Raw genomic sequence first — 13,200 nt, forward strand, 5'->3', positions numbered from 1 at the left:
CGACTCCCCCGATTTCCTTGATTTCTCACATTGGAGCATCAGCCCATGGCAAACCGAAACTACCAGGACTATCTGGCCGCCCTGGCCAAGCGCGAAAGCGGCGGACAGGCAGACCCCTACCAGGCCGTCAACAAGCACGGCTATCTGGGCAAATACCAGATGGGCAAGCTGGCGCTGATCGATGCTGGCTTCTACCGGAAGGATGGCAGCAGCAACAATGACTTCCACGACCACAAGTGGACCGGCAAGCATGGCGTGCACAGCCGGGAGGATTTTCTCAACAGTCCTGAAGCGCAGGAGGCAGCGGTGCATGCCTATAACCGCGCGCAGTGGCGCACGATCCGCAAGGAAAAACTCGACCAGTTCATCGGGCAGAAATTCGGCGATGGCCCGGTCCTCACAGCAAGCGGCCTGCTCGCCGGAGCGCATCTGGTCGGGGTCGGCAACCTGGAAAAGTACCTGGAATCCGGCGGAAAAGTCGTACCGCGCGATGGCAACAAGGTGCCGATTACACGCTATATGCAGGAGATGGCGGATTACGACGTCCCCATGGCGCGAGCACGACAGACGAGAACTCAGTCATCCCAAATCGGCGAGATCGATCCGGTAGTGCGACGTGACGGTCATGAGGCGCAGCCCAACGCGGACATGCGGTACAAGGCGCCTGAAGCCAGTCGGGCCCATATGGTGCTTGACTACGCGCTCGAACGCTTCCGCACAGGCTACGAGTACGGCAGGGGAGACGGCAACTGGGCTACGCAGCGCCGCAATAACAGCAGCCCGGATGGACGCACCGATACCAGTCGCAATGGGCAGGATCTGGATGGCGATGGCCGTCGGGGTATCGACTGTTCGTCGCTCGTATATCAGGCCCTGAAAGGGGCGGGATTCAAGTGGCGGTACAGCTATATGACGACGAGTCAGTTGTTCGACAAGAATGGTACGACTGCAGACGCAGAAAAGTATTTTCAAGTGCTATCAGCGGACAAGGGGCGCAACAAGGGCTATGAGCCGGGCGACATTCTGATGTTCAGGGGGAACGGGAAGAAGGCGGGTCAGCACGTTGGCATATTCCAGGGCTACGATGAGCAAGGGCGCATGCAGTTTTTCGGCTCTCAGGTCAGCACCGGTCCTGCTACGGCAACCATTCGACCAGGCGGCACCTGGGATGGCAAGAGCATGCATTTGCTGGGAGCCCTGCGCCCAAGAGCAGAGTTTTTCAAAACCCAGACGCAGGAGGGCGCCGCGCTTTCAACGGGGAAGACGGTTGCCGAGCCTGCACTGACAACGTCTGCCGGCAAGCGGAGCAAGGCGATCGATGTGACCCCTGAAAGTCAGTCAGGCACCATCATTGAATCGTCTGTGCATTCGACGCCGGCAAAAGCTGCACCTAAGGGCAAGCAACCCGATGCCATTGAACTGCTCTGGAACCTGCGCTACAAGCACATGGGAGCCGATGCAGTACCCGATGCCATTCAAAGCCTGAGCAGAAAAGTGCAGCAGGCGTGCTCCGCATTCGACGCACTTCAAACCGCTCGCGTGACCCACTATCTCGCCGATCGTGCCGAAAAAGCGCAGCTGCCGCTGCAGGCAATCGGCGAGGTGCTGCGCGAAGCCCACGGAGGGCGCGACCTGCTGCACGCGATCCACCAGAACCGCAGTCATGTTGCCAGCGCTGACATCAACAAGGCGCTGCAGTCCGCCCTGGAACCCGCACTCTCCCTCAATCCGACGATCCAGCCCACCCAGCAGGTTGCGACACGTTCTTCCCATTGACCCACTTCTGCCGGCAAACCATGGACTCCCGAAAACCCTGTATTGCAGCACTCCGCAATACCGAAAACACGCACCGCGATAGTGAACCCGTGGCGAGCCGCCCCGGCTTGCGCGCTGATTCATGCATGGGCAAAACGCTTCGATTCCTGGCATCCGCCCCGCTGGTACTGGCGGCAACGTTGCTGCTGGCCCCCGTGTCGGGTTCAGCCCAAATCCCCGTCACTGACGGCGCTCAGATCGCCAACGACAACCTGCTGCAGAACGCCATGCAGAAGTTTTCGGAAGAAGTGATGGGCAAGCAGTACATGCAGAAAATGCTGAGCGAGGAAACGATCAAGAAATACCTGGCAGACGAGGTGATCAAGAAGCAGATCGGCGAAAAATTGCTTCAGCCCATGGTGAATCAACTCTCGGTCATTCCGGGCGCCAAGGCCTTTCAGGGCATGGTGGAAAAGGTGGTCCCCGGGCAGATGACGGCGACCGACCGCAACTTTGGCGAACTGAAAACCACGACCGAGGCCGTGCTGGATGGAAAGCACAAGATGGAAGATGCCGTCACGGCGTTCTTCAAGGGGGAGACGCCCCCCGCCTGTCCGAAGGTTTCGGGCGAGTTGACCGACAACTGCGTCAAGGCGCGTAGTGCCCTGGCCGCGCAGCTGCAGGAAATCCGGACTCTCTCCGATTCGCTGGAATCCCGCAACAACGCTTTGCGCGACATGCTCGTCGACAAGAACTACAGCTCCCTGGCAGAGCTTCAGCAAAAGCAGTATGTCATGCTGACCCTGCAGACCATCATTGCCAACGACAACATGCGCATGCAAACGGCCATGGCCGCCTACCAGAACATGCGCGCACTCTACCAGGAGAAATACAACGAAGCCGTTCAGGCGCGTACCAATGGCGGGTCCGGGACGCTGCTCGAATCGGTCAGTCGTGGGGCGATTGCTGCTGCAGGCGTTACGGCAGGAAGGGCGGCTGCGCAGCAAGTTGGCTCCAACCGAATCTTCGGTCGCTGATCTCGCACGATTTCGGAGCACGCAAGCATGCTTGACGGATACATATCTGCTGCGCTATTTGAAGAAATCCGCAGCTACATCGTCGACCTGATCGGACAGTTCGGCTATGCCGGCCTCGGTCGCATGATGGCGTTTGCAGGCGCAGTAGGCACCGTGTGGCTGACCATCTGGTTCATGGTGCAGGGCTATCGAATCGCGACCGGGCAAAGTCGCGAAAGCCTGCACGTCTTCATCGTGCGTGCGATCACCGTGACGGCGATTGTGGCGGTGGCGCAGGGGCTGGCCATTTTCGGTCAAGACCTAGCCAGCCTTGTTCTGGACTTGCGCAACAGCATTGCCCTGGCCATCACCGGAGGGGAATACGAAGACCCCTCCAAAATGGTCGGCAAGGTGCTGACAGGCATGCTCACCTTGCAAGTAGCCATGGACCTGGCGCCGGTGTTGGGCCCATCGTCGGGCAACAACCTCAATATGGCGAACACTTTGTCGTTCATCACGGGAGCCGGCCAGGCGTTACCGGCCTTGATCGCCGGGGGCCTCATGCTCCTGAACGAAATCGCCATGCACCTGTGCCTGGTGATGGCACCGCTATGCCTGCTCGCCTATGTCTTCGAGCAAACCCGCTTCATGTTCGTCACCTGGGCCAAGTTCACCGTCAACACCCTGTTCAGCATGGTTGTCATCACGGTCGTCACCGTGATCGCGCTCAAGGCCACCATCATGCTGGGAACCGCGCTGCTGGCCATGGATGGGGTTTCCTCAGGACTGGCCTTTGCGAGCGTCACCACAGGCACGCTCTACCTGCGCGACATCGCAACCATCTCGGGCGGACTGGGGATGCTCCTGACCACGCTGATCCTGGGGACCCCGCCGCTGATGACTAACTTCTTCAGTGGTCAGGTTGGTGCAATCTTTAGTGGGTATAACCAGGTGGGTAGTGTTGCTGCTGGCAACAAGCCGGCGGCCGGGTCACAGGATTTTTTGAGATCTAGAAACTCCCATGAGAATGAAGAGAGTGCTGTTCATAAGCATAAAGCGATGCCGGAGTTGAAAAGGTAATATTCGTACAATGTGATTATGAAAAAAATTTATACATTTTTATTTATTATTCTTCTTGCTTGTTTTGTTGAGGCTCAGCCTATTAATCCGTGGTTGGCTGACGGGATAAATAGGGGAATTCAAGAGGGTCGACAGGTTAACGGATATCCAAGGTATGAAACGAGAGATTGGGAAACGCAGAAGATAAAAAAACTGCGTGATACGAAATTTTATGGAGCGATAGCAATGACTCCTGACAATCCATCTGCACTGACTTGGGGGGGTGGGGAGCTGAGTGAGTCTGCAACACGTGAAAAAGCATTGGGTGCTTGTCCTAAATCAAATTGCCGCATTGTGGCTTCGTTTTCTAATACATGTGCAATGGTGGCATTGCCGGATGGCAGTAAAGGAATCGACGATATTTTTGTCGGAATGGACCAGAATCCGGAAATTGCAATTGATAAGGCGTATGGGAGTTGTGAGAAGAAGTTCGGAAAGGGGCGGTGTCATTATTTAGGGCGCGAGAAAAATGCAAAGCACACCGCCTTCTGCGTCGGTTACGACTACGGCATCTATTCCACCAAATAATTCAAATAAAACTATCCACCCAAGCGCCCCCGCATCTTCCTGCGGGGTGCTGGCATAGCCTCCGCCGTCACCCTCACCAACTCCCCCAACCACTCCCGCCTCTCCCACAAATCCGCCTCAACCAGCAAATACATCTTCGCCCCCGGATAAGGCGCTCCTTCCACCACGGGATCCTGCATGGCGCGCCCCGCCACGGTCGGCTTTACAAACAGCTGGTCATCACACACAAACGCCACCGGCTTGCCATCCCAGTACACGCAATATTCCCCGAACATCTTGCGTGTGGTAATGGGGAGAGAGCGGTCCAGCTGGTCCAGCAGAAAATCCATGGTTTGCGGCGACGTTCCCATGTGCTGCTCCTCGGTCGGTCATTCAATCGGTATACACCACCCGGATATGCGGCACGCTGCGCACCCCGGGTTGCTGACGGAGAAATTCACGCAAGAACTCCACCAGCTTTTTTTCGCACAAGGCGATCACGGCCGGATCAGAGGCCAGTAGCCGGCCCTTGCTGGCGGATTCATCCGCGGCCTTGGCATACAGCTGAATCACGGCAGCCTTTTCATCCGTCAGCACTCCGCCGGACAAGACTTTGTAGCGCAAATTGCGCACGGCGGGGCTGGCGACCATGCGCGGCTTCTTCAGCCGTATCTCCAGCCCGTCTGCCGTCGTCCGCAAATCAAACTGCCCCGGCCCCAGGTCATAGCCAAACGGGTATTCCGCCGTGTACCAGACTGCCACAGTGCCGCTGGAAGAAAATCCGAGCAGAAAGCGCTCGATGACTTCCGTCACGCCTTCGTCACGCACCACCGTCGCAGTCAGCAACTTGGTGTGCTCGGCCAGCGCCTGCTTGCCCAATGTCAGATAGCTGGTATAGCGCGAATAGCCCAGCAATTCTTCCTGCGTCCGGGTAACGGCCTGCTGCAGCGTGTGCGCCTGTTGTTCAGCCACCTGCAGCCGCCCGCCCATGACCCACCACGTCAGCCCCGCGCTGGCAGCGGCCGCCAGCAATGCAGTCGCAACCGGCAGCAGCCAGGCACCACGGGCCACTGCAGTTTCAGCGGTGCCGGGCATCGCCGTTCAGCCCCGCCAATCGTTACACGTCACGCACAATGCCGCGGCGCGCATGCTCGATCTTGGTGCACTTGTTCGACACCACGTTCAGGCCCGCAGCCGCCGCCTTTTGTTCGGCTTCCGGATGGTGGATGGAGAGTTGCAGCCACAGCGTTTTCGCGCCGATCGCAATCGCCTGATCGGCCACCGGCGGCACATCCTCGCTCTTGCGGAATACGTCCACCATGTCGATCGGATGCTCGCCCGCATCCTTCAGCGCTTTGGCCGCCGCTTCCAGATCGGCATAGGGCGTTTCACCCAGCACCTTCTCGCCTTTCTGGGCCAGCACCGGGTTGACCGGAATGATGCGATAGCCGCCGGCCTGCAGGTAGTGGGCCACTTCGTGGCTGGCACGCTCCGGGTTGTCGGACATGCCGACAATCGCCACCGTGCGGGTCGTTTCGAGGATGTGGGTGATATCGTCCATGGAACAAGTCTCCTGGCAGTGAAAAAACCGTTATTTCAGGGTAGATAGCGCCTCTTGCACGGCGTTCAAGGTCAGCACTTCGGTCAGCACCTGGGGCTGGCCGGGCTTTCCGGGGTCGTGCAGCGCATACACCGGCACGCCGTTGCGGCCCAAGGCATTCAGCGAGGCGGTAATGGCCGGATCGCTGCGCGTCCAGTCGGCGCGCAGCAGCAGCACCTTGTGTTCGCGCATCGCGGCCAGAAACGCCTCGGTCGACATGACTGTCTTCTTATTGAACTGGCAGGTCACGCACCAGGCGGCGGTGTAGTCCACAAACACCGGCTGTCCGGCCGTGAGGGCCTGCTGCACGCGCTGTTCGCTCCAGGGCTGCCACAGCGCTCCGGCCTGAGAGCCATCAGCAGTAGAGTTGGCAGAAGCAGGCGCAGCAGCAATTAGCCCCCCATACCCCGCGCCCAGCCACAGCAGCATCGCGGCAAACACCCCCCCCAGCACCACACGCAGCTTGCCGCTTCGCCCCAGCGCCCACAGCAGCGCACTGCCCGTCAGCAGCAGCGCCAGCAGCGCAATCGCACCGTCGATGCCGCTCTGGTGCCCCAGCACCCACAGCAGCCACACCACCGTGGCAAACATCGGGAACGCCATCAGCTGCTTGAAGGTGTCCATCCACGCCCCCGGCCGCGGCAGCCAGCGCAGCACGCGCGGGAAGAAGCTGCCCAGCAAAATCGGCAAGGCCAGACCCACCCCCATCGCCATGAACAGCAGCAGGGCCTGCAGCGCCGGCAACTGGATCGCATAGCCCAGCGATGCCCCCATGAACGGCGCCGTGCATGGCGAAGCCACCAGCACCGCCAGCACCCCGGAAAGCAGGGCGTCACTCACCGGATGCCGCGCCGTGGCCTGCGCCAGCGCGCCGGGCAGCACCTGCCCCACATGAAACACTCCCGCGAGATTCAGTCCCAGCACGGTAAACAGCCCGGCCAGCGCCGCCACCAGCCAGGGATTCTGCAACTGGAAGCCCCAGCCCAGCTGTTCTCCAGCAGCCCGCAGCACCAGCAGCAATCCGGCCAGCGCCGCAAAGCTCAGAACCACGCCCGCCGTATAGGCCAGGCCACTCACACGCTGCTCCCGCGGGCTATGGGCATGGCGCGCAAAACTCATAACCTTGATGGCAAGCACCGGAAACACGCAAGGCATCAGGTTCAGCAGCAAACCCCCAAGCAGCGCGCCGCCCAGGGCCAGCCAGAACGTAATGCCGGCCGCGGAGCCGGAAACAGGCTTGGCAGGGGCCGCCTGCGCATTGGCTCGCAAGGCCGCCGCCAGCTCGGGCGACATCTCAGCCGGGCTCTGTGCCGCCGGCCAAGTGCCTGCCACCGCCACCTCGGAGCGATAAGCCGGCCCCGCGGCATTGCGCACCACGCCATCGGCATCGACCACGCCCCGCACCGCCAGCACCACCGGCAGACGCTCCGGACTCTCCAGCCGCATCTCATGCAAAGGCAGCTCCATCTGCCAGCGCTTGCCTTCCCAGCGCTGCTCACCCGCGGCAGCAGGCGTGATGATTTCCGGTGTTTCCGGATACAGATTCAGCACCTTCCCCTGCCAGGCCTCAGGAAGCGCCTCGCTGCTGAACACAATGCTCTTGCGCTGCGCATCGACCTGCGCATGCACAACGCCATCCCCACCCGGCAGCGCCTGCGGCACCGCGCTCTGCGCCGCCTCGAACGCTGCCGCATCAGCCACCAGCGGCTGTCCCGTCGGCAAGTCCAGCACAAACTTGCCCTGCTGCGGGATGCATTCCTGTTTGCAGACCAGCCAGTTGGCCTCCAGCGCCACCTTGATCGTGCCGCCGGCATCCGCCGTTGCAGGCACCGTCACCGCTACAGGCAGCAGCACACTGCCGTCATAGCCATAGTTGGCGAGGGGGCCCACGGGCAGCTTCGACGGCACCGGCCAGGCAATCTCGCCCGCCTGCATGCCGGCAGGCAGTGTCCAGCGCAGGCTGGTGGCCTGTCCGCTGTCTCCGGGATTCTTCCAGTAGGTATGCCAATGCGGCGCGTGCATCAGCTGCAGGCCCAGCCACAGCGGCTTGCCGGCCTGCACCCCCTGTGGCGCATGGGCCAGCAGGCGGGCTTGCACCTGTTCCGTACGGACTTCATGCGCCGCCGCAGTCAGCGCCGAAAAACTGGATCCGCCCTGTGCCAGTGCATGGCCGCCAGCCAGGCTGGCCACCAGGGCCAGTGCGATAGCGCTACTGCGGCGCAGCAAGGGCGCTTGGCGCAAAGCGAAGGTCGTTCCGGAAAGTCGTAGGGTCATCATGCAATCATCAAACGCCCCACGGAACTTCGGCAGGGGGCAGCAGTTTTTTCAGCGAACCATTATCCCCCTTGCGCCAAGACCCCACAGCAAGGTGCCAGTCAGTATGATGGAGGGCACCATGCCAAGCACGCCTATCCCCCCGTCGCGCTATTGGGCCGACCTGACCAGTCCGGACTTCGCCACGCTGGACCGCGATCGCGCCATCGCCATCCTGCCAGTTGCCGCCATCGAGCAGCACGGGCCGCACTTGCCGCTGCAGGTCGATACCGCACTGGCCGATGCCATGGTGCAGGCCTGCCTGCCGCATCTGCCGGCAGACTTGCCCGCCTTGTTCCTGCCCACGCAGGCCGTGGGATACAGCCCGGAACACACGGCTTTCCAGGGCACGCTCACGCTGCGCGCAGAAACCGTGATCCGCCTGTGGACCGAAATGGCGGAGTGCGTGGCAGCAAGCGGCGTGCGCAAGCTGGTGCTGTTCAACACCCACGGTGGCAACGTGGGCCTGCTGGACGTGGTTGCGCGCGACCTGCGCGCGCGCCTCGACATGCTGGTCTACACCACCAGCTGGTTCAACCTGCCACTGGGCCAAGCCGCCGAAGCCTTCGATGCCCACGAGCACCGTTTCGGCATCCACGCCGGCGTCATCGAAACCAGCCTGATGCTGGCCATCCGTCCGGACCTGGTACGCATGGACAAGGCAGGAAATTTCTCCAGCACCTCCGAACAGCGCGCCGCCCAATTCCCCACACTGGGCAATGGCCGCAGCGCCAAGCTGGCCTGGCAGATGCAGGATTACCACCCCTGCGGCGCAGTCGGCAACGCCGCCGCGGCCGATGCCGAACGCGGTGCAGCCCTGCTGCAGGCCAGCGGCCAGGCCCTGGCTACATTGCTGCGGGAAATCGACGCGCTTCCTGCCGACACTTTGCGCAACGGAGCAAGCGCCGTCCGGTAACCGCGCCTCCGCCGAGGCCTCTCTCAGGCCGCCAGCTGCTGCTCGATCGTCTGCGCCAGCAGCGCAATGCCGCGATCGATCTCCTCCGGCGTCGCCGTCACGAAGCTCAGGCGCATCGTGCTCATGTCGGGCTGCGTGTCATAGAAAGCAGCCCCCGGCACATAGGCCACCCCCTGCTGCACTGCCAGCGGCAGCATGGCGGCACTATCCAGCCCGTCCGGCAGGCGCAGCCACAGGAACATGCCGCCCTTGGGCGTATTCCAGCTCACGCCATCCGGCATGTGGCGCTGCAGCGCGGCCAGCATCGCCTGGCATTGCCCCTTGTACAGCGCACGGATGCGCTCCAGATGCCCATCAAGGAAACCCGGCTGCGTCAGCACCTCATACGCCAGACGCTGGTTCAGGCTCGGGCTGTGCAAATCCGCCGCCTGCTTGGCCTGCAGCATCTTGGGATACACCTCGGCCGGCACCACGGCAAAACCCAGGCGCATGCCCGGTGCCAGCACCTTCGAGAACGAGCCCAGATAAATCGACTGCTCCGGATAGAAGCTCGACACGGGCGGCGGCGGCGGCGCATCGAACCACAGCTCGCCATAGGGGTTGTCCTCCACGATCGGCAGACCCAGCGCATGGCAGGTCTTCGCAATCTCCTGGCGGCGGTGCGCCGACAGCGTCAGCCCGGTCGGGTTCTGGAAATTGCTCAGCAGATACAGAAAGCGTGCGCGGTAGCGCAACTGCTCGCGCTCCAGCGACTCGAGCTGCAAGCCCTGGTCGTCATTCGGAACACTGAAAATCTCCGGCTCATAGGCAGAAAACGCCTGCAGCGCACCCAGATACGACGGCGTCTGCACCACCACACGGCTGCCCTCGTCGATCAGCACCTTGCCGACAAGGTCCAGGCCCTGCTGCGAACCGGTCGTGATCAGCACCTGGTCCGGCGAAACCTCCCACGGCAGCGACTGCGCCACCCACTCACGCAGCGGGGCATAGCCCTCGCTCGCCGCATACTGCAGCGCGGAGCGCGGATGCTCGCGCATCACCTTCTCGTAGGCCTGGCTGAACGCCTCGATCGGAAACGAATCCGGCGACGGCAGGCCACCGGCAAAACTGATGATGTCAGGCTGCTCCGTCACCTTCAGGATCTCGCGGATGATCGACGGACTCATGGCTGCTGCCCGGTTGGCAAACTGCCAGCTTTTCATGGTGGACTCCTTGTACGACAGCAGGCGCCAGTGCACGAAAAAGCGGCCTGCCGTTTCCAGCTATGCGGGGGTTGTTCTAGTGTGCGTCCATTGTGGACCAAGTTGCCCGCGCGATACGCTTCAGCCTGCAACAAATGGAGGGCTTGACGCATGAAAAGATTTTGGCTGCGCAGCACGTCAGCCAAAGAAAAACCCCTGCGTGCATGAAGCAGGCAGGGGTTTCGGGCAGATGGTGCCGGCGACCGGAATCGAACTGGTGACCTACGCGTTACGAGTGCGTTGCTCTACCAACTGAGCTACGCCGGCATTCGCTTGTGCGATAAACCAAAATTATAGTGCGATGTTCCCCCAGAATGCCAGCCCTCGTGTGGCATACCGCACGTTTTTTCTGATTCACAGCATCTCATCCGGCGTAAAAGGAGCGGCCAGCTTCAGCAGAAACTGCAGGGTCGCGCTCGCATCGGGCTCGCCATGCTGCACGGCCGGCTCCACGCCCGCAGGCGCGTGCCATTGCAGGCGCCCGTCGGGTGCCAGTTCCAGCCGCCACGCCCCTTCGCGCACGATCGGCGTCACCCGTTCCCGGATCAGCCGGCCCAGCAGGCGGCTTCGTATCAGCACCGCCACCTCGCTGTTCTGCAACTGCGAACGCAAATCCAGATTCATCGAACCAATGCCCAGCCAAGTGTCATCCATCAGCACCAGTTTGGCATGCAGGCTCGCATGCCTGGCCTTCCCGGAAGAACCAAGCGCACTGCGCACCGATTGCGGCTGCAAGGCCCGCATCTCATGCACCTCCACGCCCAGCTTCAGCAACTCCCTGCGGTAACGCTCATAGCCGATATGCGCCAGCGGTGCATCCGACGACGCCAGCGAATTGGTCAGCACCACCACCGCGATGCCACGCCGGCGCAAGCCGGCAAACACCTGCATCATCTGCGCGCCGGGCACGAAATAGGGCGTCACGATCAGCACGGATCGGCGTGAAAGCCGCATCAGCCCCAACAGGCCGCTCACCACCTGATCGCCGCCATCCACATCGCGCTCCTCGGACGACAACTTGGCCGGCGCATCGGCCAGCAGGGCGCTTGGCGCCCAGGTCCATGCCACTTCCTCCAGTGCCATCGCACCTGGCAGATCCGCCGGAGCAGAAGCGGCCACTGATTCGCCCTCTGCTTCGTCGCCCCCACCCGCCCGCGCCGACGGATTGCTTCGTCGCATCGCCACCATGGCCTTCAAATCCCGGCGGCTCATCAGCTGCTCCACGGGATACGCCAGCGGATGATTCCAGTACCGGTCGAAGCTGCGCGACATCGCAGGCACCAGCGCTCCGATCGCCAGCACATCCAGATCGATGTAATTGCTGTCATCGGCCTGGCCGAAATACGCATCGCCCAGATTGCGTCCGCCCACAATCCCCGCGACGTTATCTGCCAGAAACAGCTTGTTGTGCATGCGATGCTGCAGCCGCGAAAAATCCTGCAGCGCCGACAGCGCACGCAACTTGCCCATGCTGCGCCCCGCCGGCAGCGGATTGAACAGCCGCATCTCCACATTCGGCACAAACGCCAGTTGCAACACCTCCGCATCCTCGCCCTTGGTATGCAGATCATCCAGCAGGATGCGCACCCGCACCCCGCGCGCCGCCGCCTCGCGAATTGCCGCCAGCAGTACGCCGGTCCCCGGATCGTTGTGAATGGCGTAATACTGCAGATCCAGCGTGCGCGTCGCCTGCCGGGTCAGGGCGAGCCGGCTCGAAAAAGCACTGTCAGCAGAATCCAGCAGCAGAAACCCCGTATCGTGCCGGGATCGGGACTGCTTGCGCAAGGCACCAGCCAGCTTGCTCAGCGGAGTCACGGTTCCTGCCGGGAGAGCCTGTGATTCGGTGCGCGGCCCCGGCGGGGGCAGGGTGCCGCATCCAGCCAATACCAGCGCTGCCAGCAGCACCCAGACCCACAGCAGCACGCGCCACAACGGAAGAGGGCGGGTAGCAGTCAATACAGGAGCAGCAGGCGGCATGGCAGAAACAATCAGGCGATGCCGGATATTAGCGCGAGTGTGATGCTTCTTGGGGCAGGCATTCCCGCAGCAGGCAAGGTCCAGCTTGGACAAGGTGCCGGCTGCATCCTGTGTTGCCGATGCTTGCTTCCCTGTATAGCCAAGGCACCAAGCATCATCGCCTAGCATCCGGCATCCGGCATCCGGCATCCGGCATCCGGCATCCGGCATCCGGCAGCAGACTGCCGCCACCTACCGGCAAAAATGCCGGCTGACCTCAACCTCCGGAAGGCTCAGCCATGCGCCGTCCCCAACTGCTCCCATCGCTCCAGCGCCACCATCAGCGCCTCTTCGATCTCGCCATCCCGCTGCTGCAGGGCAATTGCCCGCTGCAGGTTCGAGGCATATAGCGAACCATCGGCCAGCTCCGCGCGAATTCCCGCCTGCTCCGCCTCCAGCGCCTCGATCTGCCCGGGAAGCGCATCCAGTTCCCGCTGCTCCTTGTAGCTCAGCTTGCGTTTGCCTCCGCGACCCTGCGCATCAGCGCCCGAACCCGACCCGGGTGGGCCCGCAGTCCCGGAACCGGCTACGCCCGATCCTGCTGCACCGGCCTTATCAGTCCCAGTTGCGCCCGCAGTCCCAGTTGCGCCCGCGCTGCCTCCAGCCGTAGTAGCGGCTCCGGCCTTCGGCGCAGCGCCAGCCCGGCCAGCCGCCGCCTTCTCCATCGCTGTCGCCCGCTGCGACTGCGTCAGCCAATCCTCCACGCTTCCTTCATAC

The 13,200-nt window shown here is 62.2% G+C and carries 12 protein-coding genes and 1 tRNA gene (1 of these 13 cut by a window edge); 5 read left to right on the top strand and 8 right to left on the bottom strand.

The genetic code is table 11. From position 1 onward, the window contains the following. Positions 1-45: 45 nt before the first annotated feature. The 4 genes from KKQ75_RS12635 to KKQ75_RS12650 are packed head-to-tail and all read left to right on the top strand — an operon-like array spanning position 46 to position 4,418. Positions 46-1,776, top strand: a complete 1,731-nt coding sequence (locus tag KKQ75_RS12635) for an NlpC/P60 family protein (RefSeq protein WP_213362573.1) — start codon at positions 46-48, stop codon at positions 1,774-1,776. A 20-nt stretch (positions 1,777-1,796) separates the two neighbouring features. Next, on the top strand, positions 1,797-2,792 hold the full coding sequence (locus tag KKQ75_RS12640) for a hypothetical protein (RefSeq protein ID WP_213362575.1): 996 nt from the start codon (positions 1,797-1,799) through the stop codon (positions 2,790-2,792). A gap of 27 nt (positions 2,793-2,819) precedes the next feature. Next, positions 2,820-3,851, top strand: a complete 1,032-nt coding sequence (locus KKQ75_RS12645; RefSeq protein WP_213362576.1) for a type IV secretion system protein — start codon at positions 2,820-2,822, stop codon at positions 3,849-3,851. 18 nt (positions 3,852-3,869) lie between these two features. Beyond that, complete coding sequence (locus KKQ75_RS12650) at positions 3,870-4,418, top strand: DUF4189 domain-containing protein (RefSeq protein WP_213362577.1); 549 nt, start codon at positions 3,870-3,872, stop codon at positions 4,416-4,418. A gap of 11 nt (positions 4,419-4,429) precedes the next feature. On the opposite strand, the gene KKQ75_RS12655 is transcribed toward KKQ75_RS12650, so the two are convergent. From KKQ75_RS12655 to KKQ75_RS12670, 4 genes are read right to left on the bottom strand one after another with little or no spacing between them, the layout of a single operon-like run. Then, on the bottom strand, positions 4,430-4,768 hold the full coding sequence (locus KKQ75_RS12655) for a TfoX/Sxy family protein (RefSeq protein ID WP_213362578.1): 339 nt from the start codon (positions 4,766-4,768) through the stop codon (positions 4,430-4,432). A gap of 22 nt (positions 4,769-4,790) precedes the next feature. Then, entirely contained in the window at positions 4,791-5,492 is a 702-nt protein-coding gene (locus tag KKQ75_RS12660) for a hypothetical protein (protein WP_213362579.1), read from the bottom strand. A gap of 22 nt (positions 5,493-5,514) precedes the next feature. Next, on the bottom strand, positions 5,515-5,958 hold the full coding sequence (locus KKQ75_RS12665; RefSeq protein ID WP_213362580.1) for a CoA-binding protein: 444 nt from the start codon (positions 5,956-5,958) through the stop codon (positions 5,515-5,517). 30 nt (positions 5,959-5,988) lie between these two features. Continuing rightward, a complete protein-coding gene (locus KKQ75_RS12670; RefSeq protein WP_250131094.1) occupies positions 5,989-8,274 on the bottom strand; it encodes a protein-disulfide reductase DsbD family protein in 2,286 nt (761 codons plus the stop codon). A 118-nt stretch (positions 8,275-8,392) separates the two neighbouring features. Between KKQ75_RS12670 and KKQ75_RS12675 the strand changes: the two genes are divergently transcribed. Next, positions 8,393-9,226: a creatininase family protein gene (locus KKQ75_RS12675; protein WP_213362581.1), complete on the top strand. Its 834-nt coding sequence runs from the start codon at positions 8,393-8,395 to the stop codon at positions 9,224-9,226. A gap of 23 nt (positions 9,227-9,249) precedes the next feature. Here the strand turns inward: KKQ75_RS12675 and KKQ75_RS12680 are convergent, their stop codons facing one another. The 4 genes from KKQ75_RS12680 to KKQ75_RS12695 form a co-directional block, all read right to left on the bottom strand. Then, positions 9,250-10,428 (bottom strand): PLP-dependent aminotransferase family protein, encoded by a 1,179-nt coding sequence (locus KKQ75_RS12680; RefSeq protein ID WP_213362583.1) that lies wholly within the window; start codon positions 10,426-10,428, stop codon positions 9,250-9,252. A 230-nt stretch (positions 10,429-10,658) separates the two neighbouring features. Then, positions 10,659-10,734, bottom strand: a tRNA-Thr gene (locus KKQ75_RS12685). 87 nt (positions 10,735-10,821) lie between these two features. Beyond that, entirely contained in the window at positions 10,822-12,423 is a 1,602-nt protein-coding gene (locus KKQ75_RS12690; RefSeq protein WP_250131095.1) for a phospholipase D family protein, read from the bottom strand. A gap of 293 nt (positions 12,424-12,716) precedes the next feature. Next, a protein-coding gene (locus KKQ75_RS12695) for an ABC-F family ATP-binding cassette domain-containing protein (protein WP_213362586.1) crosses the window boundary here: on the bottom strand, positions 12,717-13,200 show its 3' end. It continues 1,523 nt past the right edge of the window; 484 of the gene's 2,007 nt are visible here — the last part of the coding sequence; the start codon falls outside the window, past its right edge — the gene reads right to left on this strand; it ends in the stop codon at positions 12,717-12,719.

This window comes from Brachymonas denitrificans (genome assembly GCF_907163135.1).
Taxonomy (GTDB): Bacteria; Pseudomonadota; Gammaproteobacteria; order Burkholderiales; family Burkholderiaceae_C; genus Brachymonas; species Brachymonas denitrificans_A.

What these genes read in the sequence shown, in the direction of transcription:
- KKQ75_RS12635 (WP_213362573.1), top strand. Translation starts at nt 46, where the DNA reads ATGGCAAACCGAAACTACCAGGACTATCTGGCCGCCCTGGCCAAGCGC.
- KKQ75_RS12640 (WP_213362575.1), top strand. Translation starts at nt 1,797, where the DNA reads ATGGACTCCCGAAAACCCTGTATTGCAGCACTCCGCAATACCGAAAAC.
- KKQ75_RS12645 (WP_213362576.1), top strand. Translation starts at nt 2,820, where the DNA reads ATGCTTGACGGATACATATCTGCTGCGCTATTTGAAGAAATCCGCAGC.
- KKQ75_RS12650 (WP_213362577.1), top strand. Translation starts at nt 3,870, where the DNA reads ATGAAAAAAATTTATACATTTTTATTTATTATTCTTCTTGCTTGTTTT.
- KKQ75_RS12655 (WP_213362578.1), bottom strand. Translation starts at nt 4,768, where the DNA reads ATGGGAACGTCGCCGCAAACCATGGATTTTCTGCTGGACCAGCTGGAC.
- KKQ75_RS12660 (WP_213362579.1), bottom strand. Translation starts at nt 5,492, where the DNA reads ATGCCCGGCACCGCTGAAACTGCAGTGGCCCGTGGTGCCTGGCTGCTG.
- KKQ75_RS12665 (WP_213362580.1), bottom strand. Translation starts at nt 5,958, where the DNA reads ATGGACGATATCACCCACATCCTCGAAACGACCCGCACGGTGGCGATT.
- KKQ75_RS12670 (WP_250131094.1), bottom strand. Translation starts at nt 8,274, where the DNA reads ATGATGACCCTACGACTTTCCGGAACGACCTTCGCTTTGCGCCAAGCG.
- KKQ75_RS12675 (WP_213362581.1), top strand. Translation starts at nt 8,393, where the DNA reads ATGCCAAGCACGCCTATCCCCCCGTCGCGCTATTGGGCCGACCTGACC.
- KKQ75_RS12680 (WP_213362583.1), bottom strand. Translation starts at nt 10,428, where the DNA reads ATGAAAAGCTGGCAGTTTGCCAACCGGGCAGCAGCCATGAGTCCGTCG.